Origin of the sequence: Lactiplantibacillus plantarum (genome assembly GCF_014131735.1) — a bacterium.
Taxonomy (GTDB): domain Bacteria; phylum Bacillota; class Bacilli; order Lactobacillales; family Lactobacillaceae; genus Lactiplantibacillus; species Lactiplantibacillus plantarum.
In genome coordinates, this window is sequence record NZ_CP039121.1 from 329,085 (window position 1) to 349,436 (window position 20,352).

Below are 20,352 nucleotides of genomic sequence, written 5' to 3' on the forward strand. Positions count from 1 at the left end.
CACTAAAGTCTGTGCTTGCTATGCCAACGGACAAATGCCCAAACCGCATTAATCCGTTGGCTAGACAATGCTCGGCTTCAACCCGTGGCTTGAGACTGGAGGGGCTGGGTGACAATGCTCAGTAGCCAAATTATTCTTAGTCGGAAGTGATTTCCTTCCGGCTTAGAATAAGACTCGTATTTGAGATGACGCGGGTTATGCGTTAGCTCAAATCGATGTCGGCTGCGTTCCAGCAATTGTCACCCAGCCCCGGAGGTCGGAATAGGACGCTCACCGGCTGACGAACAGAAAACCAACCCTAAAAGGCATCTTTCTACCATAATTCAGATGGGATGGATTAGAATGGTAGCGATGATAGTAAAGGGAGGATTGGCTATGGCGATTAGTAATGGGCACGTTAGTTTTAAGCGGCCGGCGTGGTTGGGAGATTCGATTACGGCGAATAATGGGTTGACGACGGTGCATTATCATGATATTTTGGCGGCTGATTGGGATGTCGAGCGGAGCGATAATTTGGGAATCTCTGGTTCAACGATTGGGAGTCGCTACGATGCGATGGCGGCGCGCTATCAAGCTATTCCTGAAGATGCTGATTTTATTGCTGTCTTTGGGGGCGTCAATGACTATGGTCGGAATCAGCCGTTAGGGCAATACGGTGATTGCGATATGACGACATTTTATGGCGCGTTAATGGTGTTACTGACGGGATTACAGACGAATTGGCCGACCGTGCCGAAGTTATTTATTTCAGCAATTCATATTGGCTCTGATTTTGGCGGCAGTTTTAGTGCGGTGACTAATGGTCTCGGGTATCGTCAGTCAGATTATGAAGCAGCGATTGCCCAGATGACTGCGGACTATGGCGTCCCACATTTGAGCTTGTACCGTGATGCGGGAATGACGTTTGCGATTCCCACTCAAGCGGCCATTTATTCGGTGGATACTTTGCATCCGAACAATGCCGGTCATCGCGTGATTGCACGCAAGCTGCAGTCGTTTTTGGATAGCCACTTTTAGGTTGGCCTAGTCAGTAATGAATGGCACAGTTGATCGTAAATAAAAGCAGCAGCACGCTAATGAGCGTACTGCTGCTTATCTGAATCTAGGTGTCAAAACGGGCTACTTGGCTTTTTTCTTAGTCTTGGGCCCTTGTTTATGCTTCTGCTCGCGCAGCAAGTCTTTGAAGGTTTCGATTTCCGTAGTGTGCTTAGCCATCCATTCCTTGTAGTTAGAATGGGAGTCGGTATCGCTGATTTTAAGGCCGGTTTCTAACCAGAATAAAGCTTCGGTTAGGGAACCGAAATTATGAAACCAGAGTGTGTGGCCGTTGTCAGAGTCCATGGCAACGTAAGACTTGTAGTGGGGCGTTAAAAAGGTATGTTTAACAATTTTGAATGCGGCCCGGCGACGAGTTAATTTGTAATCCGGCAAGATATAGCGGCCAGGATGGGCCAGATGTGGGACAGAGTTCTTACGTTGTTCTTTATATTCAGTCAACATCGCTTTAGCGCGTTCGGGACTGATGAGGGTGATATCAAATTTTGGCATAGCAGGGCTCCCCTTGGTGAATAGCAGTATGGTTAATTATAGTAGTCAAATAATAATACTTATACTATAATGATAGCGCAATTTTATGAAAATTCGAAATATAAAAACCTGAAAATTAGGGATTTTCCCTTTCTTACAGTAAATTTAAGTAAAACTAATCGGAGGTTTGATTATGAGTACAGCACCCCTCAGTTCATTTGAAAAAAATATTCCGGCGGTAACCGAATTGTTAGCGGTTGATGCTGAATTGCAAACGTTCTTTGTGGCTTTGACACCTGGTTATCAGCGCGAATGGGCCCGCTTTATTTTTGGAACTAAGGCACAAGCAACTAAGGAACGGCACATTGAAGTTATGAAGACGGTTTTTCGAGCTGGCTATAAATCTAAGCGAGCGTATGATAGTCGGCCGGATAAATAGGTGGATTTTGGCAATTTGAAATACGGTGACGGATTGCGATTAAGAATTGGGGTGTAGCCACCAAGATCTAAGCGGGTCTGGGTCCTGATTTGGTCTAATTGCTGTCAATTCTGTGGCTAGCAGGCCTTGTGAGTGCCTCTAAAGCCTGCAATTCTGCTTCCCGAGCATTAAGCGTGGCCTCAATTGCTACGCTGAGCGTGCGCTTCAACCGGCTTAAACGGGGAATGTCTAGACTGACATCATCACCATAAATTGTTTCCAGCGGTGTCCACCAGACGGGACCGGGGTTGAGCGTATCACCGTTATGGCGAGGAAATAAGTGCCAATGAACATGCGCGTCACCATTCCCGAGTAGTTCAATGTTCATTTTGTCTGCATGAAAGGCCTGCGCACAAGCTTCCTGGACGATACTCATCTCTTCAAGGTATCGTAACTTCTCGTGTGCCGGTAAATGATGTAATTCGGTAACGTGATGTTTGGCTAAAAAGAGCGTGTAGCCTTCAAAGTACTGGCTATCAGCAAGGACCACGTAGCCCGTTGTGAGTTCGTAAACGAAATAAGGATTCTGATGTGCCTGAATTAGTTTGATTCGTTCACAGATCGTGCAAGTGGATGTCATTCGCTCGCCTCCTGAGTCTTGATAAGATTAAGTATACGCGTAGATGTGGTGAGTACATCAAAAATGTTAGTGAAACGTCTAAAAAACGACGACCTGAAAATCAATCCTGATTTGGGGTCGTCGTTTTGATTGTAAAAACTAATCGTCAATTCTGTTAGGTCGATCGTGATTAAGGTAAATCGTTGCCAGCTGCAAAGTAAATGTCGTACCATTCTTGCCGAGAAAGCGTAACGTCTGCTCCAGCAGCATTTTGAGCTAGATGTTCCGGATTCATCGTACCAAGGACGACTTGGAAGTGGGCTGGGTGCCGGAGAATCCATGCGGTCGCAATAGCTGATTTAGTGACCTGTTTCTCATCGGCGAGTGCTTGCATGGCATTATTAAGTTCTGGAAACTTCGGATTGTCTAAGAAGATACCCGCGAAGTTACCGTATTGATAAGGCGACCAAGCTTGAATCGTCATCTTATGGAGCCGTGAGTATTCGATCATCTCGCCGTCGTGGTTAAGACTACGTTCGTCCTGCATGTTCGTGTGCAAGCCAAAGTCGATCGCACCGGTATGCATGATACCAAATTGGAGTTGGTTGATGATGAGCCGTTGGTTTAGTGCCGCTTGAAGCATGTCAACTTGCATGGGATTGAAGTTAGAGACGCCAAAGTGGCGCACCTTGCCGCTAGTTTGCAACTTGTCAAAAGCGGCAGCAACTTCTTCGGGTTCCATCAGGGCGTCCGGTCGATGGAGGAGGAAGGTGTCGAGATAATCAACACCTAAGCGTTGAAGCTCGCCATCCACGGCTGCCAGTATGTGCTGTTTGGAAAAGTCGTAACGCTTGCCAGGAACAATGCCGCCTTTTGACTGAATATAGAGCTGATCACGCGATACGTGAGCCTGCTTGAGTGCTTGACCGAAGATGGTCGATGATTGACCACCACCGTAGATATCAGCTGAATCAACGTAATTGATGCCTAAATCAGCAGCGGTATCGATAACCTTGGTGGCTTGAGCGACATCCAAGGCGTCCATGCGCATGATGCCAAGCGCCACGCTGGAAGCTTGAATATTGCTGTGACCTAAATTAATCGTTTTCAAAACTAAAGTCCTCCTCAATGTGCAACTTGATTTAAATTCAGTATACGGTTTTCGTAAGAGGATGTAAACGGTTACGTCTGGTGCCGACTGTTGGTAAATCTGATTTTAGAGCAAAAAAATAGAACCCAAGGCTTCTCTGCTTGAGTTCTACTTATGAGGAATAATCCTGATTAGCAATGAAAAATTGTTCAGTGTTAATATGATACACCTTCATGCTATTCAATTTTACGCGTGTCCAACTTCTAACGGACTAACCCGTATTTATTGTAACTATCTGCTATAGTCGATCTAAAGTAAGGTTGTTACTTGATTGCGACTCGTTAGACGGGTTTTAACGAAAGTCAAACTCGCGTTTAAAACTTGGGAATGTCTTCGTAACAGACATGCACCTCCGTTTAAACTTTGTAATACCTGAGTCTACAAATGGAACTGGTAATGTGGAACTAACAACTGGTCATCGGAGACACCTGTTTCCAACTAAAACTTAGTTAAAATCTGTTCGTCATTCTAATGCCAATTAATTCTTTGCGGTTATCGTTTATCTAAGGGTCAACGTTCAGTCATCCAACGTAAATCTCACGACACTCGCTAGACCGATAACGCTTCACGGCGCTTAAAACGGTTTCGATAACGACCCAAACTGTGATACTAGCTGTCTAACATTACAGCGACAGCCAAACTCTTTTGAGAAGCTTTGCTAATCGAGGATTAATTCCTTTCCTCACTTAGTATAATAGCATAAACCGCAAACGCTTACAACAAAAACAACCGTGAATTCGCAATAAAAATCAATAGTGACTCAAAACGCTGCTATATCGGGGATTATAGTGAATTTTTTTCGAGAAATAGTCGCATAATTTGCTGATTGACCGACCGTTTGAAAAGTCGGTTAATTAGCGCTAATAATTGATTGAATATGGGCTGACATACGGTACAATAGAAGTAGACAAGAAAGCGCTTTATATAACGATGACGTGTATCAAGTGTGGTGGCACTTATACCGCGAAACGTTGGCGTGATTAATCAGTGAATTCAAGCTGGTATGGAAGGACGAGATACGATGACAACAACGTTTAAAGACCGGGCCTTCGAGGCGCTAGGACATGTCATTGACCCTGAATTAGGAATTGATCTAGTTAACTTGGGGTTGATCTATGATGCACAATTGACGGCGGAGGGGACCGCTGAAATTACCATGACGTTGACCATTGCGGGCTGTCCTTTGACCGAATGGTTGGCTAAGGACATTCACGATGAACTGATCAAATTACCAGAAGTTAACAATATCGAGATTGAGATTGTGTGGGAACCTGCTTGGAACGAAAGTATGATGTCCCGCGAAGCTCGAATGGAACTAGGCATTCATAGTTAGTGGCCGGCCTGTTCGCAGCCAGTCCAAGGGCTGACGGTCATTGGATAGGGCATGATTAAGGAAAGACGTTGCTGGTTTAGGCTCGCGGCGCCTTTTTTGCGTGCCGCTGTACTAATTCCAGCCAGCAATACGTGTATGCGTCGAGCCAGCAAAAAAACACCAGTGACACAACCATCCGTAGACGATTGTATCGCTGGTGTTTTAGTCATGCTAGAAATGCCGATTTAAAGTTTTGGCAATGGCATCCATGTCTTGTACCCGTTGTAATCAGCAGTGTGCAGTAGCTTTTCGGCATTTGCCACCCGATCTTGGGTTGGAGACTCGATTCCTTCAAGCCGGTACTTGATCTTCATTTCATGATATTTTTTAACGCCCAAAGTATGGTACGGCAATACTTCGACTTTTTGAACGACGTCGTTTGGAATTTTAGCAATGTAATCGCCGAGTTTCTTCAAGTCTTCATCGTAATCAGTCCGTTGGGGAACCAGGACGTGACGAATCCACATATCATCGTGGTGTTGGGCCATGTACTGAATCATATCCAAGATATTTTCGTTCCCATACTGGGTCAACTGCTTGTGTTTGGCAGAATCGATGTGCTTAATGTCGACCAACGAAATGTCCGTGACCTTCATTAGACGTTCGAACTTGTCAAAGAAAGGTTGTTCTCGGGTAAAAGGCTGTCCAGAGGTATCCAGACAAGTACTGATATTCATCGCCTTGGCTTTTTCGAATAAGTCCAAGATGAAGTCGATTTGTACCAGTGATTCACCACCACTGACTGTGATGCCACCCGTCTTGCCCCAGAAAGCCCGGTATTTAGCCGCGTCTTCGAGAATCTCGTCGGCCGTCATTTGATCGCCAACGTTGAGTTTCCAAGTATCAGGGTTGTGACAGTATTGGCAACGCATGTGGCATCCTTGAAGGAATGCCACGTAACGGATACCTGGTCCGTCAACGGAGCCAAACGTTTCGATGGAGTGAACGTAGCCTATCAAAGGCTCCTTTGCCGCCGCTTGCGTTGTTGAAACTTGTTTGTTTTCCATGAGCCTTTCGCCTTCTTAACTATTAAAGATTAAATGTTACATTGATTCGAAGAATGTCCGTGAAATAACGTCATCTTGTTGTTCCTTGGTTAAATCTGCGAAGTAGACACAGTAGCCAGAAACCCGAACCGTTAATGTTGGGTATTCTTCAGGGTGTTTCTGAGCATCAATCAAAGTGTCTTTATTGAAGACGTTGATGTTCAAGTGCATCCCATCGTTCTTCATGTAACCGTCTAACATGTTTACTAACGTGTCTTTCCGTGATTCGAGGTCATGGCCTAACGTGTTAGGGGTAACGCCGAACGTGTTGGAAATCCCGTCAGTTGCGTAACGGTATGGTAATTTGGCAGTTGAAAGAAGTGAAGCTAATGCACCACTCTTTTCAGCACCGTATGCAGGGTTAGCACCTGGTGAGAATGGTTCGCCTTTTTGACGGCCATTTGGTGTGGTACCAGTGTTCTTACCATAAACAACGTTGGAGGTAATCGTCAAAACAGAAGTTGAAAGTTTGGCATTCCGATAGAGGTGATGCGTGTTCATCTTGCTGTATAATTCTTTGACTAACCATTTAGCAATGTCATCAGCGCGATCGTCATTGTTCCCATAACGTGGGTAGTCATTGTCGGCTTTGAAGTCAACGGCAATACCACGTTCGTCACGAATTACTTTAACGTGACCATACTTGATAGCTGAGATTGAATCCGCGGCATGTGATAAGCCAGAAATCCCAGTTGCAAAGGTCCGATCAAGATCAGTATTCTTCAAAGCTAATTGGGCAGCTTCATAGTAGTACTTATCATGCATATAATGAATTGCATTCAGTGAGTTAACGTAAGTGTCAGCTAACCAATCCATTTGCTTGTCTAATTTCTTCATGAATTCGTCGTAATCGATGTATTCTGAAGTAATTGGTTCGTAAGCAGGGCCAACTTGATCTCCAGCAATTTCGTCGCGGCCACCATTGATGGCATAAAGAATCGCTTTGGCTAAGTTTGCCCGGGCACCGAAGTACTGGATTCCATCAGCAATTGGTTGTGCGGAAACACAGCAAGCAATGCCATAATAATCGGTACCCCATTGTACCCGCATCAAGTCATCATTTTCATACTGAATGGTTGAACTGTCGATTGAAACTTCAGTTGCGTAACGTTTGAAGTCTTCTGGTAAGCGGTCTGACCATAAAATCGTGATGTTTGGTTCTGGTGCGGCGCCCATGTTGTCCAAAGTCTTTAAAATCCGGAAAGCAGTCTTAGTCACATGGTGTTGACCGTCGACGCCTAAACCACACATTGATAAGGTTGCCCAGATTGGGTCACCAGAGAAGAGAGAATTGTATTCTTCAGTACGGATGAACCGAACCATCCGTAGTTTCATGACGAATTGATCAATTAATTCTTGAGCTTGGCTTTCGTCCAGAACACCATTGTCCAAGTCACGTTGGATGAAGATGTCCATCGTTGTATCAATCCGGCCAACGGACATTGCAGCGCCGTTTTGGGTCTTGATAGCAGCTAAGTAAGCGAAGTACATCCATTGAATAGCTTCTTGAGCATTAGTTGCAGGCTTGCTAATATCGTAGCCATAACTGGCAGCCATCTTCTTCATATCTGCTAAAGCACGGTATTGATCTTGAACTTCTTCACGGAGGCGAATAACATCATCAGTCAATTCACCATCACCAATGTGGGCAAAGTCATTAGCTTTGTCTTCCATTAAACGATCGATCCCATAAACAGCGACCCGTGGAAGATCAGGAATGAGACGGCCACGTGCGTATGCATCTGGTAGTCCGGTGATGATCTTGTAGTGACGTGCTTTCCGCATGTCAGGAGTATAAACATCGAAGACGCCTTGGTTATGAGTCTTGCGATATTCAGTGAAAATCTTGTCGTTTTCTTCATCAGGGGTATAACCGTATGATTTCAAAGCGTCATCAGCCATTCGAATACCACCAAATGGCATGAAGGCCCGCTTCAAAGGCTTGTCAGTCTGGAGACCAACAATCTTTTCGAGATCTTTTTGAATATAACCAGGGCCGTGTGAAGTAATCGTTGCAACGACTTTAGTATCAGCATCCAACACACCACCAGCGGCACGTTCTTGTTTCTTTAATTCTAAGACTTTGTCATTCAAGGTCTTAGTAGCGGCTGTTGGTCCGGCCAGGAAGCTTTCGTCGCCATTGTACTGTGTGAAGTTATTTTGAATAAAATCACGAATGTTGATTTCTTCCTGCCAGTGCCCGCCTTTGAAACCTTTCCAAGCTGCTGGTTTTGTTGTCTTTTCTGATGTAATCATTTTCTCGCCTCCATAATTTGAATCCAATCAAATGATTGATAAAATTCTATATTTGAATCATAACATTTTTTGCTGGATTTGTAACCGCTTTCAGGTGATTTATTTCACGTTTGGGTTATTTTTTTGCAATCTATTATTGAAAAGTTGACTATTAACGTTGATATAACAGTACTTACATAGCTAGATAGGCATTGGTAATTCACTTAATTATATTTAGAAAACGGCTAAAAACAAGACTCGTTTTGATATATAAGTGGAATATTGTCCATAATGTAACAAGTGTTTAACTAGTTAATTAATAAAAAGTGCAACGAGGTGTGGAGGGTGTTAAAAGCGTTTGCCGTTGATTTTATGAGGAAGTTCGTTATCATAAAGAAGATAAGCAGAAACTAGTGAATGTAGTGAAAGGTGGGCGTAATGCGGATGCTCGAAAAAATTGAACAATATATTGACAGTTGTATTGAAGCTGGCGACATTTATGGGGCGTCGTTTAGCTTGATCACCCCTAAAGGTATCAATCAATACTATCATGGTAAGCAGGGCCGCGATGAGTTTGCCGTGGGCTTAGATCCTGCGATGATTTATGACCTAGCATCGGTAACTAAGGTTGTAGGGACCACGACGAGGATTTTTCAGTTGTTATCGGACCACACGATTCATTTAACGGACTCGGTTGCCCGGTTTTTACCTGGGTTCACTCATCCTGAAATAACGATTAAAAACTTGTTACTTCATAATAGTGGGCTACCGGCAGATATTGATAACCTGGATAAGATGCAACGTGAAGATCTGATCAAAGCGGTTTATGATGCGCCACTCGTCACGGCACCAGGGACAACGTATGTCTATTCAGACCTGGGATTTATTTTATTGGGATGGATTATTCGTGCGGTTGACGGCTCATTGGCTCGGAGTATTCAAGACCACGTTTGCTATCCACTAGCGATGACCAATACGGGTTATAACTTAAATCGTCCGAAGATTCGGTTTGTGCCGACGGAGTTTGATCCGCGGCGGGGTCAGATTCAAGGACAGGTGCATGATTATAAAGCCTTTTTGTTGAATGGTGAGAGTGGTCACGCAGGCTTGTTCTCAACGCTGACGGATTTATCCGTATTTATTGAAATGATGTTAAACTTTGGTGAATATCAAGGCAAACGGGTGCTGGATGAAAATGTCTTTGACTGGTTAGGCGAGTATGACGAAAATGGCCGGACGTTAGGTTGGGAACGACGTGCGGGACGACATCAATATTTCCATACTGGTTTTACTGGCCCGGCAGTTGCTTTTGATTTGGATCGTCAAATTGGGCTGGTTGTGTTAACAAATCGAGTTTATCCAACTAGTGACAATCAGGTCTGGAACCAAGATCGTAAGCGAGTATTCGATCTGTTTTTTGAATCCTGATGATGGCAGCTTCATTAATAGTTAGTAGTTAAATTAAATAAGCGTCGCAGCCACTTAAGGCTGCGACGCTTATTTAATTACGATTTCATGACAGCTAGACCGCTGAAGTGTTTGGCACTTGTGGGTGCTAAGCAAACGCTATTTTGCTTTTTGCTTCTATATATACGTTATTTTTGCAACCAGCGAAGTCCGGGAACATGACGTGCAATTTTATAACCAGCGGCACCGATAATGACACCAGCCCAATTTGTGATGACATCATCGATATCAACCCAACGTTTGAGGTTAACCAACCAGTCAAGGATGAATTGTCCCAGCTCGAGTGTTAGCCCCGTAAGAAATCCCAACCAAATAAAACGACGCCAAGGCAAGTCGGGAAAATTCCATGCCAGTAAACCGCCCAATGGAACAGTGAGGAGAACGTTGAGCCAAAATTCAATGTCAAGTTGTTGGAAAGGAATCACGTTCAGCTTAACGGGTCCCCATTGAATATATTGAATAACGAGTTGGGTACCAAAATTGTAACTGGTAGGTGTATAGCAAAAAGCAGTTAAGACCCAGAGAAAGGCAATTAAACTGAGTTGCTTAAAACGCTGGATATTTGTGCGCACTGATCGCGTACAAGCGTATAGTAGAACAATAAACATTAATGAAATCAAAAAGAATGGTAGCCAAGCTAGCATAATTTAGTCGCTCCTTTAATTAAATAGTATAGAGAAAAAAAGCTGGTTTGACTATTAATAAAAAGAAATTCAGAAAAAGTGTTGACACTTTTTACTTCAATTGGTATATTAGTAAACGTTGCTGCTACGGCAGATGCATCTCACCACCAAATAATTATTGAAATTAGTTGTTGACAATTTCTTCAGTAATTGGTAAGATAGTTTCTGTTGTCGCAACGGCAACTATGACAAATTAATCAAGTTACTTCTTAAAAAAAGTTGTTGACAAGATATTGATTAAGATGTTATGATGATTAAGTTGTGTTAAGCGATTAACGCACGGAATTAGATCTTTGAAAACTGAACAAAGTTTCGACGAATCAAATGTGTAGGGTCTCTTGATTTTGAATCAAGAGCAAAACATTTGCGAAGTCAATTCGCTAGCAAATAAATTTTAGTACAACATTAAATGAGCTTTTTAGAACTCATCATTAATTTGAGAGTTTGATCCTGGCTCAGGACGAACGCTGGCGGCGTGCCTAATACATGCAAGTCGAACGAACTCTGGTATTGATTGGTGCTTGCATCATGATTTACATTTGAGTGAGTGGCGAACTGGTGAGTAACACGTGGGAAACCTGCCCAGAAGCGGGGGATAACACCTGGAAACAGATGCTAATACCGCATAACAACTTGGACCGCATGGTCCGAGTTTGAAAGATGGCTTCGGCTATCACTTTTGGATGGTCCCGCGGCGTATTAGCTAGATGGTGGGGTAACGGCTCACCATGGCAATGATACGTAGCCGACCTGAGAGGGTAATCGGCCACATTGGGACTGAGACACGGCCCAAACTCCTACGGGAGGCAGCAGTAGGGAATCTTCCACAATGGACGAAAGTCTGATGGAGCAACGCCGCGTGAGTGAAGAAGGGTTTCGGCTCGTAAAACTCTGTTGTTAAAGAAGAACATATCTGAGAGTAACTGTTCAGGTATTGACGGTATTTAACCAGAAAGCCACGGCTAACTACGTGCCAGCAGCCGCGGTAATACGTAGGTGGCAAGCGTTGTCCGGATTTATTGGGCGTAAAGCGAGCGCAGGCGGTTTTTTAAGTCTGATGTGAAAGCCTTCGGCTCAACCGAAGAAGTGCATCGGAAACTGGGAAACTTGAGTGCAGAAGAGGACAGTGGAACTCCATGTGTAGCGGTGAAATGCGTAGATATATGGAAGAACACCAGTGGCGAAGGCGGCTGTCTGGTCTGTAACTGACGCTGAGGCTCGAAAGTATGGGTAGCAAACAGGATTAGATACCCTGGTAGTCCATACCGTAAACGATGAATGCTAAGTGTTGGAGGGTTTCCGCCCTTCAGTGCTGCAGCTAACGCATTAAGCATTCCGCCTGGGGAGTACGGCCGCAAGGCTGAAACTCAAAGGAATTGACGGGGGCCCGCACAAGCGGTGGAGCATGTGGTTTAATTCGAAGCTACGCGAAGAACCTTACCAGGTCTTGACATACTATGCAAATCTAAGAGATTAGACGTTCCCTTCGGGGACATGGATACAGGTGGTGCATGGTTGTCGTCAGCTCGTGTCGTGAGATGTTGGGTTAAGTCCCGCAACGAGCGCAACCCTTATTATCAGTTGCCAGCATTAAGTTGGGCACTCTGGTGAGACTGCCGGTGACAAACCGGAGGAAGGTGGGGATGACGTCAAATCATCATGCCCCTTATGACCTGGGCTACACACGTGCTACAATGGATGGTACAACGAGTTGCGAACTCGCGAGAGTAAGCTAATCTCTTAAAGCCATTCTCAGTTCGGATTGTAGGCTGCAACTCGCCTACATGAAGTCGGAATCGCTAGTAATCGCGGATCAGCATGCCGCGGTGAATACGTTCCCGGGCCTTGTACACACCGCCCGTCACACCATGAGAGTTTGTAACACCCAAAGTCGGTGGGGTAACCTTTTAGGAACCAGCCGCCTAAGGTGGGACAGATGATTAGGGTGAAGTCGTAACAAGGTAGCCGTAGGAGAACCTGCGGCTGGATCACCTCCTTTCTAAGGAATATTACGGAAACCTACACACGCGTCGAAACTTTGTTTAGTTTTGAGAGATTTAACTCTCAAAACTTGTTCTTTGAAAACTAGATAATATCAAATATATTTTTTCATAATGAAACCGAGAACACCGCGTTTTTTGAGTTTTTTATTGAAGTTTAATTATCGCTAAACTCATTAATCGCATTTACCGTTAGGTAAATGAGGTTAAGTTAACAAGGGCGCATGGTGAATGCCTTGGCACTAGGAGCCGATGAAGGACGGGACTAACACCGATATGCTTCGGGGAGCTGTACGTAAGCTATGATCCGGAGATTTCCGAATGGGGCAACCCAGCAGTTTTAATCAACTGTTACCACTAGATGAATTCATAGTCTAGTTGGAGGTAAACGCTGTGAACTGAAACATCTCATTAGCAGCAGGAATATAAAGAAATTTCGATTCCCTAAGTAGCGGCGAGCGAACGGGGAACAGCCCAAACCAAAGTGCTTGCACTTTGGGGTTGTAGGACTGAACATTTGAGTTACCAAAGAACTTGATAGTCGAAGGATTTGGGAAAATCCGCCATAGATGGTGATAGCCCAGTAGATTAAATCAAATTCTCTCAGTTCAGGATCCTGAGTACGGCGGAACACGTGAAATTCCGTCGGAATCCGGGAGGACCATCTCCCAAGGCTAAATACTACCTAGTGACCGATAGTGAACCAGTACCGTGAGGGAAAGGTGAAAAGCACCCCGGGAGGGGAGTGAAATAGTTCCTGAAACCATGTGCCTACAATAAGTCAGAGCGCGTTAATGCGTGATGGCGTGCCTTTTGTAGAATGAACCGGCGAGTTATGATCCCGTGCAAGGTTAAGACTAAAAAGTCGGAGCCGTAGCGAAAGCGAGTCTGAAATGGGCGTTTTGAGTACGAGGTTATAGACCCGAAACCAGGTGACCTATCCATGTCCAGGTTGAAGGTGCGGTAAAACGCACTGGAGGACCGAACCCGTGTAAGTTGAAAATTGCTGGGATGAGGTGTGGATAGCGGTGAAATTCCAAACGAACTTGGAGATAGCTGGTTCTCTCCGAAATAGCTTTAGGGCTAGCCTCGGAATTAGGATCATGGAGGTAGAGCACTATTTGGACTAGGGGCCCGTCTTGGGTTACTGAATTCAGATAAACTCCGAATGCCATTGATTCATATCCGGGAGTCAGACGATGAGTGATAAGATCCACCGTCGAAAGGGGAACAGCCCAGACCATCAGTTAAGGTCCCTAAATGTATGCTAAGTGGAAAAGGATGTGGAGTTGCATAGACAACTAGGATGTTGGCTCAGAAGCAGCCACCATTTAAAGAGTGCGTAATAGCTCACTAGTCGAGTGATCCTGCGCCGAAAATGTACCGGGGCTAAGCATACTACCGAAACCATGGATGCGACCATTAGGTCGCGTGATAGGAGAGCGTTCTAAGGGCGGTGAAGCAAGATCGTGAGGACTTGTGGAGCGCTTAGAAGTGAGAATGCCGGTATGAGTAGCGAAAGATAGGTGAGAATCCTATCCACCGAATGACTAAGGTTTCCTGGGGAAGGCTCGTCCTCCCAGGGTTAGTCGGGACCTAAGTCGAGGCCGAGAGGCGTAGACGATGGATAACAGGTTGAGATTCCTGTACTAGTTAAGTGCGTTTGAGCAATGGAGGGACGCAGGAGGCTAAGATGTGCATTCTGTTGGATTAGAATGTCCAAGCAGTAAGTCTTGTGAAGAGTCAAATGCTTTTCACTTTAAGGACAAGCTGTGATGGGGAGCGAAATTTAGTAGCGAAGCGTCTGATGTCACACTGCCGAGAAAAGCTTCTAGTGAGTACTTAACTACCCGTACCGCAAACCGACACAGGTAGTCGAGGAGAGAATCCTAAGGTGAGCGAGTGAACTCTCGTTAAGGAACTCGGCAAAATGACCCCGTAACTTCGGGAGAAGGGGTGCTGATCGCAAGATCAGCCGCAGTGAATAGGCCCAGGCGACTGTTTATCAAAAACACAGGTCTCTGCAAAATCGTAAGATGACGTATAGGGGCTGACGCCTGCCCGGTGCTGGAAGGTTAAAAGGATGGGTTAGCTTCGGCGAAGCTCAGAATTGAAGCCCCAGTAAACGGCGGCCGTAACTATAACGGTCCTAAGGTAGCGAAATTCCTTGTCGGGTAAGTTCCGACCCGCACGAAAGGCGTAACGATCTGGGCACTGTCTCAACGAGAGACTCGGTGAAATTATATTGTCCGTGAAGATGCGGACTACCCGCGACAGGACGGAAAGACCCCATGGAGCTTTACTGTAGCTTGATATTGAGTGTTTGTACAGCTTGTACAGGATAGGTAGGAGCCATAGAAACCGGAACGCTAGTTTCGGTGGAGGCGTTGGTGGGATACTACCCTCGCTGTATGACCACTCTAACCCGCACCACTAATCGTGGTGGGAGACAGTGTCAGGTGGGCAGTTTGACTGGGGCGGTCGCCTCCTAAAAAGTAACGGAGGCGCCCAAAGGTTCCCTCAGAATGGTTGGAAATCATTCGTAGAGTGTAAAGGCACAAGGGAGCTTGACTGCGAGACAGACAGGTCGAGCAGGGACGAAAGTCGGGCTTAGTGATCCGGTGGTACCGTATGGAAGGGCCATCGCTCAACGGATAAAAGCTACCCTGGGGATAACAGGCTTATCTCCCCCAAGAGTCCACATCGACGGGGAGGTTTGGCACCTCGATGTCGGCTCATCGCATCCTGGGGCTGTAGTCGGTCCCAAGGGTTGGGCTGTTCGCCCATTAAAGCGGTACGCGAGCTGGGTTCAGAACGTCGTGAGACAGTTCGGTCCCTATCCGTCGCGGGCGTAGGAAATTTGAGAGGACCTGTCCTTAGTACGAGAGGACCGGGATGGACATACCTCTGGTGTACCAGTTGTGCCGCCAGGCGCATCGCTGGGTAGCTACGTATGGATGTGATAAACGCTGAAAGCATCTAAGTGTGAAACACACCTCGAGATGAGATTTCCCATTCCTTTATGGAAGTAAGACCCCTGAAAGATGATCAGGTAGATAGGTTAGAAGTGGCAGTGCGGTGACGCATGAAGCGGACTAATACTAATCGGTCGAGGACTTAACCAAGTAATTGGTGTTCCGGTTCATATGAAGATATTTGATATTAGCTAGTTTTGAGAGCACAAGTTTCTCAATAGTGTGGTGACGATGGCGAGAAGGATACACCTGTTCCCATGTCGAACACAGAAGTTAAGCTTCTTAGCGCCGAGAGTAGTTGGGGGATCGCTCCCTGCGAGGGTAGGACGTTGCCATGCAACCTAAGGAATCGTTAATTCGATTCCTTTTTTTTGTTGCCAAAAATTAGCCTACTGGGCGAACTAAGACTAAATTTTGAAATTCAAACGGCGGGTCGGATTATTAGGAATCCCGGTACCCATCAGCGCATTTGGAATTCAACCCATACTATTAATCACCGGCACGATCTACTTATTGGGGGTAGCTGGCAGTGATGGGGGAGCTGTCAAAACGAGAGACAGTAGCGTTCGGATTTTGAGAGTCAGGCGTAAATGGCGTACGTTTGGTTGGTTAGAAAAATCGATGCTAGTTTCAAGCGATAAAGTGATTCAGCTCAGTCTAAGGTACTAGGTATTGGTTTACGAACTTGGCCATTACTAACCGCTAATACGGGCTCGTGGGCCTAATGTCATTTAATTTGGACAGTATCCGTCATAACCATGTAAAAATCATGTAAATTCGGGAGCAATAATTGTTATTCTAGCAGTTACGTGCTATGTTATTATCATATTTTATGAAGTGGAGTGATAGTTATGGCTCAGATTTCTGTGGGGGATCGGGTTAAATGTCAAAAGAACGGCAATACCGATTATGATTTTTATGCTAAAGTTGAAAAAATTTACGAGAACTCCGCCTTCGTCACAATTACTCATTATGATTTGCGGGATGATATTAATGTGGCAGAACTTCAATATCGGGCAGTGATCGCCTTAAAGAAGATGAAACCCGCTAAACCGACTACTGGTGAAGCGAAGCAGCTACAGGCAGTTAGTGCGGCCATGTTAGCTGAATAAATTAAGAATATCGATGCAACATGTAGGTAATGGGTTGTTCAAGAATTTGATTCTTGAACAACCCATTTTTAGTTTGGCTGCAAAGCTTTTCGGTGTGATGGAGTGCCCTGGTTGGGACTGATTTTATGATGATTAGAGGCCAACTGACTTAATGAATCTGTCCGTTAGAGCTTTAACAGATTGGATATTTAACAATCATTCACGCGGGTGTTGTTACAAGCTAATTGTGCACGTCTCTTTATTCGGTGTAGCAAACTTTTTTGTTGGCAATCTGACTTTTAGCCTGTACATCATTGGTTTCAATGGTACAATGGATATTAGTAGTTGATAACTGTTCTAAAGTAAGGAGGAGTTTTGAATGCAGACAGCTAATCAAAATGTAACGTTGACGGGGCGTCGACGCTTCTGGTTCATTTTTACGCTGTTGCTTGGGACTTGGACCATGTCGATCAGTCAGTCTTCCTTGTCGACGGTCTACCCAACATTTATGCGCGACTTTGGCATCTCGGCCTCAACCGTGCAATGGTTAACGACCGGCTTTATGTTGACAATGGTCGTCATGATGCCAATCAGTCCGTGGTTGTTGAATAATATTGGGTTTAAGAAATTATTCTTAGCCGTTTTGGTGCTTTTCGATATTGGTTCAATCATTATTTATTTCGCACCCAGTTTTGGTGTGATGATGGTCGGTCGCCTAATTAAAGCGGCGGCAGTTGGCGTGCTGTTTCCCTCGTATCAATCCATTTTACTGACGATTACGCCCGAGGAAAAACGGGGTAGTACGATGGGTGTCGCCGGGTTGGTCATGGGATCAGCATTAGCATCTGGCCCGATTATTTCCGGTGTGGTTTTGAAGTTTACCGATTGGCACGGATTGTTTGCCGTCTTCATCACGGTGGCAACTTTGTTGATCCTAATTAGTTTCACAACGATCAAGGACGTGATGGTCAATAAGCCTTCAAAGCTGGATTTGCTCTCAATCGTGACGTTACTGGGCTTTGCTGGGATTTTATACGTCGTGAATGAGATTGGTAAACCCAATGTGAACTGGACGTTCGGTTGGCTGTTATTAGCGGTTTCAGTACTAGCGGTGGCTTACTTTACTTATCGCCAATTTCACTTGGAGACGCCGTTATTGGAACTACGGGTCTTAAAAACATTTAATTATGACTTAGCCATTTTCCTAACAGCAATCTCGTACGTGGCGCTGATTGTCGTAACAATCATCTTCCCACTCTATTACCAGGGTGTCTTGAAGGTGTCGCCATTCGTTTCAGGCATGTCACTGGTGCCTGGTGCGGTGCTTCTAAGTATTTTGAACCCACTTACTGGGAAACTAGCAGAGAAGATTGGATACAAACAAATCATGTTACTTGGTATGAGTATGATCGTTGTTGGTTGGCTGATCTTAGCACTGATCAATTCAGAGTTGAACCTGCTCACCATGATTTTGCTGGCTGCCTTAATTGAAGGCGGGAATGCCTTTGTCATGATGCCCGCCGTCACATTGGGGGCTAATTCATTACCCGATGAACTGATTTCACACGGTACCGCTGTGATTACGACGGTTCGTCAAATTCTCGGTTCAGCTGGTGTGGCCGTGGCGACCTTGGTCTTATCCAACGTGACGCTTGCTCAGAAACAAGCGGGAGCCTCAACGTTGCGTGCGAACTTGCAAGGGTACCATACGGTCTTCTGGATGATGCTCTGCATTGAATTGGTTGGCCTCGTGCTTGCGTTACTTTTGCGTGATGGGCGCAAGCAGTCGCATTAATAATCACGGTGACTGACTACCAGGCGAGAATGACTGAAGTTAAGTGGGATATGCTTTGAACGCCACTAATTAGACATTAGTGCCTGCACAATCGGTCGGTTAGTCGTAATTAGGCCAAAAGGAGGCTGTGACATAAGTCTCTAGAAACAAAGCAGGTCTGGAAAAATCTTCGGATTTTTCCAGACCTGCTTTTGATATAATAGAAAATAAAAAAAGAGCATCGGTCGCACCCGATACTCTACGAAATTATCCTCGAAAGGACATTCCTAATATGCAAGATTATTATAACATGAATCAAACCACTTTGAGTATCGCCTTGGATTACCAACCAGAAGAGCATCATCCTGCTCGTTACATCAACCAGCTTGTTGAGAGTTTAAAACTAAAATATGATTACCAGTTTGGCCGTCCGCGGGAATATAACCTCGGTGCCATGTTAAAACTGGTCCTTTTAGCATACTGCTATGGCATTTTCAGCAGTCGTAAAATTGAACAGTTTGCCCGTGAAAACAAGCCAGCTGGGTGGTTAATTGCCGACCAAATTCCGTCCTACCGGACGATTTGTCGCTTTAGAATTTCTGATGAACTGGCCACTTTGACAACCGATAGCTTATCACAGCTAACCCAATATCTTCGTCAAAATGGCATGATTGATGATGTTTCATTTATTGATGGAACTAAGATCCTAGCCGACGCCAACAAGTATAGCTTTGTTTGGAAGAAGAATACGATACGATTTGACAAGATGAATCGCGAAAAACTCGTTGATCTGTTAGGCGAGCTTCATGAAGCTAAAATTGTCGGTGAAATTCCGGCAGGATCAGAGCTGACTCCCGAACTATTGGATATCATGATTAGCAAGGTTGAGGATCACTTAGTGGTCCTTAATGAAACCGTGGAAGCAACTAAGCAGGTTTCCCCGAACCCAGCCAAACAGCAACGCCGGACTGTTAAATCACAAAAACGTAAGTTGGATAAACGACGTGATAAAATGCGTGAACACCAAGCACAGCAAGCAATCTATGGTCAGCGTAACAGCTACTCTAAGACGGATCACGATGCCACCTTTATGCGGGTCAAGGAAGATCCGATGCAAAACGGTCAATTAAAACCTGCCTACAACGTTCAAATCGCCACGAGTAATCAGTTCATTACGGGATATCGGCTTTTCCAAAATCCAACCGACACACGAACCTTACAACCGTTTATTGAACATTTAAAGGCCAACAATGTGTTAGGTCACACCATCGTTGCCGATGCCGGATACGGTTCCGAAAGTAATTATCGGTACTTGGAAGATGAATTCGGTCAGCATACCGTTTTGATTCCCTACGGCACAATGCTTAAAGAGAATAGTCGAAAATGGCAAAGTGATGACCGTAAGGTTATGAACTGGGACTATCATGAAAAAGATGATTATTTTATCAATCCGCAAAACGTCCGGTTTAATTTTAATGCTTATCGTCAACGGACTGATAAGTATGGTTTTACCCGTGACTTTAAAGAATACATTGCCGAAAAGTATGATGAAAATCATCAACTAATTGCCGCGGCACTAACACCAAAAGGATATCTTAAAGGGATTTCCGTGAACGAAAATTGGGAATATTTCAAATCGAAACAACGAGAATTACTTTCAGCTCCAGAAACTGGTCAGATTTACGCTCAACGTAAGATCGATGTTGAGCCAGTTTTTGGCAAGATGAAGGCTTCTTTACATTTCAATCGATTCTCGGTGCGAGGTTTCGACAAGGTCACCAAGGAAGCCGGAATCGTAATACTGGCGTTAAACATTATGAAATTGGTCACGGTAGGGACCAACTTTAAAAATCAAAGGCGTAAGCAAATGGGACGAGAAACCAAAATTCGGTTTCTCGTCCCATTTGCTTATACAGAGGCTAGTTATGTCACAGCCTCCTTTTTTCGTGGCACGACTGTGATCGTACTGAATCACAGGACTTGGCCCAACTAACC

At 44.9% G+C, this 20,352-nt stretch carries 13 protein-coding genes and 3 rRNA genes; 10 read left to right on the top strand and 6 right to left on the bottom strand.

Going from position 1 to position 20,352, the window contains the following annotated elements; all coding sequences use genetic code 11:
* Nucleotides 1-375 precede the first annotated feature (375 nt).
* Nucleotides 376-1,017, top strand: coding sequence for an SGNH/GDSL hydrolase family protein (locus tag E5260_RS01435; RefSeq protein ID WP_003643493.1), 642 nt, complete (start codon nucleotides 376-378; stop codon nucleotides 1,015-1,017).
* Nucleotides 1,018-1,119: 102 nt separating this feature from the next.
* On the opposite strand, the gene E5260_RS01440 is transcribed toward E5260_RS01435, so the two are convergent.
* Nucleotides 1,120-1,548 carry a hypothetical protein gene (locus E5260_RS01440; protein ID WP_003642842.1) on the bottom strand — a complete coding sequence of 143 codons (429 nt, stop codon included), beginning with the start codon at nucleotides 1,546-1,548 and terminating at the stop codon, nucleotides 1,120-1,122.
* A gap of 172 nt (nucleotides 1,549-1,720) precedes the next feature.
* Between E5260_RS01440 and E5260_RS01445 the strand changes: the two genes are divergently transcribed.
* Nucleotides 1,721-1,966 carry a YdeI/OmpD-associated family protein gene (locus E5260_RS01445; protein ID WP_003642841.1) on the top strand — a complete coding sequence of 82 codons (246 nt, stop codon included), beginning with the start codon at nucleotides 1,721-1,723 and terminating at the stop codon, nucleotides 1,964-1,966.
* Nucleotides 1,967-2,060: 94 nt separating this feature from the next.
* Here the strand turns inward: E5260_RS01445 and E5260_RS01450 are convergent, their stop codons facing one another.
* Nucleotides 2,061-2,585 carry an HIT family protein gene (locus E5260_RS01450; RefSeq protein WP_003642840.1) on the bottom strand — a complete coding sequence of 175 codons (525 nt, stop codon included), beginning with the start codon at nucleotides 2,583-2,585 and terminating at the stop codon, nucleotides 2,061-2,063.
* A gap of 169 nt (nucleotides 2,586-2,754) precedes the next feature.
* Nucleotides 2,755-3,675, bottom strand: a complete 921-nt coding sequence (locus E5260_RS01455; RefSeq protein ID WP_003642839.1) for an aldo/keto reductase — start codon at nucleotides 3,673-3,675, stop codon at nucleotides 2,755-2,757.
* A gap of 1,060 nt (nucleotides 3,676-4,735) precedes the next feature.
* On the opposite strand from E5260_RS01455, the gene E5260_RS01460 reads away from it, so the two are divergent.
* Nucleotides 4,736-5,047, top strand: a complete 312-nt coding sequence (locus tag E5260_RS01460) for a metal-sulfur cluster assembly factor (protein ID WP_003643490.1) — start codon at nucleotides 4,736-4,738, stop codon at nucleotides 5,045-5,047.
* Between the two features lie 224 nt (nucleotides 5,048-5,271).
* Here the strand turns inward: E5260_RS01460 and pflA are convergent, their stop codons facing one another.
* Both pflA and pflB read right to left on the bottom strand, forming a co-directional pair.
* The gene (gene pflA / locus E5260_RS01465) at nucleotides 5,272-6,093 is read right to left on the bottom strand and encodes a pyruvate formate-lyase-activating protein (RefSeq protein ID WP_003642837.1); all 822 of its coding nucleotides are present in this window, start codon (nucleotides 6,091-6,093) and stop codon (nucleotides 5,272-5,274) included.
* Nucleotides 6,094-6,129: 36 nt separating this feature from the next.
* The gene (pflB, locus tag E5260_RS01470; protein WP_003642836.1) at nucleotides 6,130-8,388 is read right to left on the bottom strand and encodes a formate C-acetyltransferase; all 2,259 of its coding nucleotides are present in this window, start codon (nucleotides 8,386-8,388) and stop codon (nucleotides 6,130-6,132) included.
* A 417-nt stretch (nucleotides 8,389-8,805) separates the two neighbouring features.
* On the opposite strand from pflB, the gene E5260_RS01475 reads away from it, so the two are divergent.
* Nucleotides 8,806-9,795, top strand: coding sequence for a serine hydrolase domain-containing protein (locus tag E5260_RS01475; protein ID WP_003642835.1), 990 nt, complete (start codon nucleotides 8,806-8,808; stop codon nucleotides 9,793-9,795).
* 167 nt (nucleotides 9,796-9,962) lie between these two features.
* Here E5260_RS01475 and E5260_RS01480 read toward each other — a convergent pair whose 3' ends face one another.
* A complete protein-coding gene (locus tag E5260_RS01480) occupies nucleotides 9,963-10,478 on the bottom strand; it encodes a VanZ family protein (protein WP_003642834.1) in 516 nt (171 codons plus the stop codon).
* A gap of 471 nt (nucleotides 10,479-10,949) precedes the next feature.
* Between E5260_RS01480 and E5260_RS01485 the strand changes: the two genes are divergently transcribed.
* The 6 genes from E5260_RS01485 to E5260_RS01510 all read left to right on the top strand — a co-directional run bounded on the left by E5260_RS01485 (nucleotide 10,950) and on the right by E5260_RS01510 (nucleotide 20,350).
* Nucleotides 10,950-12,516, top strand: a 16S ribosomal RNA gene (locus tag E5260_RS01485).
* A gap of 205 nt (nucleotides 12,517-12,721) precedes the next feature.
* A 23S ribosomal RNA gene (locus E5260_RS01490) occupies nucleotides 12,722-15,642 on the top strand.
* Nucleotides 15,643-15,713: 71 nt separating this feature from the next.
* A 5S ribosomal RNA gene (gene rrf, locus E5260_RS01495) occupies nucleotides 15,714-15,830 on the top strand.
* The 16S, 23S and 5S rRNA genes sit together here, the layout of an rRNA operon.
* A gap of 513 nt (nucleotides 15,831-16,343) precedes the next feature.
* A complete protein-coding gene (locus tag E5260_RS01500) occupies nucleotides 16,344-16,604 on the top strand; it encodes a DUF2187 domain-containing protein (RefSeq protein WP_024002888.1) in 261 nt (86 codons plus the stop codon).
* Nucleotides 16,605-16,962: 358 nt separating this feature from the next.
* Nucleotides 16,963-18,378, top strand: coding sequence for an MFS transporter (locus E5260_RS01505; protein WP_025015715.1), 1,416 nt, complete (start codon nucleotides 16,963-16,965; stop codon nucleotides 18,376-18,378).
* Nucleotides 18,379-18,649: 271 nt separating this feature from the next.
* Nucleotides 18,650-20,350, top strand: a complete 1,701-nt coding sequence (locus E5260_RS01510; protein WP_117286935.1) for an IS1182 family transposase — start codon at nucleotides 18,650-18,652, stop codon at nucleotides 20,348-20,350.
* The last annotated feature ends 2 nt before the right edge of the window (nucleotides 20,351-20,352 follow it).

Coding starts and splice junctions, on each gene's coding strand:
- E5260_RS01435 (WP_003643493.1), top strand. CDS start 376: ATGGCGATTAGTAATGGGCACGTTAGTTTTAAGCGGCCGGCGTGGTTG.
- E5260_RS01440 (WP_003642842.1), bottom strand. CDS start 1,548: ATGCCAAAATTTGATATCACCCTCATCAGTCCCGAACGCGCTAAAGCG.
- E5260_RS01445 (WP_003642841.1), top strand. CDS start 1,721: ATGAGTACAGCACCCCTCAGTTCATTTGAAAAAAATATTCCGGCGGTA.
- E5260_RS01450 (WP_003642840.1), bottom strand. CDS start 2,585: ATGACATCCACTTGCACGATCTGTGAACGAATCAAACTAATTCAGGCA.
- E5260_RS01460 (WP_003643490.1), top strand. CDS start 4,736: ATGACAACAACGTTTAAAGACCGGGCCTTCGAGGCGCTAGGACATGTC.
- pflA (WP_003642837.1), bottom strand. CDS start 6,093: ATGGAAAACAAACAAGTTTCAACAACGCAAGCGGCGGCAAAGGAGCCT.
- pflB (WP_003642836.1), bottom strand. CDS start 8,388: ATGATTACATCAGAAAAGACAACAAAACCAGCAGCTTGGAAAGGTTTC.
- E5260_RS01475 (WP_003642835.1), top strand. CDS start 8,806: ATGCGGATGCTCGAAAAAATTGAACAATATATTGACAGTTGTATTGAA.
- E5260_RS01480 (WP_003642834.1), bottom strand. CDS start 10,478: ATGCTAGCTTGGCTACCATTCTTTTTGATTTCATTAATGTTTATTGTT.
- E5260_RS01500 (WP_024002888.1), top strand. CDS start 16,344: ATGGCTCAGATTTCTGTGGGGGATCGGGTTAAATGTCAAAAGAACGGC.
- E5260_RS01505 (WP_025015715.1), top strand. CDS start 16,963: ATGCAGACAGCTAATCAAAATGTAACGTTGACGGGGCGTCGACGCTTC.
- E5260_RS01510 (WP_117286935.1), top strand. CDS start 18,650: ATGCAAGATTATTATAACATGAATCAAACCACTTTGAGTATCGCCTTG.